General features: G+C 40.1%; 1 protein-coding gene. It reads right to left on the bottom strand.

The genetic code is table 11. The features are described from left to right. On the bottom strand, positions 1-1,021 hold a 1,021-nt coding region (locus VB775_RS22520), incomplete at its 3' end, for an RNA-guided endonuclease TnpB family protein (protein ID WP_323216962.1). Positions 1,022-1,072: the final 51 nt, after the last annotated feature.

Raw genomic sequence — 1,072 nt, 5'->3', positions numbered from 1 at the left:
GAGTACCACAATGCTTACAAGTCCATGCCCTAACATCAAGAGTGAGGTTATCAACTCGATTTAGGCATACATGGCAAGTTTTAGAGCTAGGGAACCATCGATCAATCTCGATATATTGCCTTCCTTCACTTTCAGCCTTGTATTTGAGCATTGTGCAGAACATACCCCAGCCAACATCGCTAATCGCTTTGGCTAGATTATGATTTTTGACCATGCCCTTGATATTGAGATTTTCTACTGCAATAACTTGGTTTTCGTTTACTATCTTGCGGGACAGCTTGTGCAGAAAATCTTCGCGACATCTGGCAATTTTGGAGTGAACTTTTGCCACAGCCAATCTTGCTTTTTTACGGTTTTGGCTACCCTTCTTTTTCTTGGATAGCTTTTGCTGTTTACGCTTTAAGTTGCGTTGATGTTTGATAAAAAATCTAGGATTATCAAATTTAGAGCCGTCACTGGTAATCGCAAAATGGGTTAATCCCACATCAATACCAATAGCTTTATCCACTGGCATTAATTCAGGATTACCTTTGCCATCGTCAACCAAGACGGAAACAAAATGTTTACCATCGGGATTGCGAGAAACAGTGACAGTTTTAATAGTTCCATCAAAGCCACGATGGCGCTGACAGTGGACTAATCCAATCTTAGGTAAACTAATCTTGTCACCGTCAAACTTGACGTTTTGGGGATAACTAATTGACTGCTTACCATGCTTTGACTTGAATTTAGGCAGCATTGCCCGTTTGTCAAAGAAATTTTTGTAGGCAGTGGATAGATTCAATGCGACTACTTGCAAGCATTGAGAATACGGCTCGGTTAACCATTCGTATTCCTTCTTGAGTGCAGGGAGTAAGCCTTGTATATACCCTCTAGTTAACCCCTTGACAGTATTTTTATAGGTTTCTTGGCATAGGTTTAAGGCATAGTTCCAGAACCATCTCGCACAGCCAAAAGACTTTGCAAGCAAGGTTTCTTGCTCACTTGTGGGATAGATTCTGTACTTGTACGCCTTATACATTTATCAAGATTGTAGAATACTGATAAGCTAATTATAGCATAGATAACTTCT

It is taken from the genome of Pseudanabaena sp. CCNP1317 (assembly GCF_034931345.1).
Classification (GTDB): domain Bacteria; phylum Cyanobacteriota; class Cyanobacteriia; order Pseudanabaenales; family Pseudanabaenaceae; genus Pseudanabaena; species Pseudanabaena galeata.
This window is presented reverse-complemented; position numbering and strand designations above follow the sequence as displayed.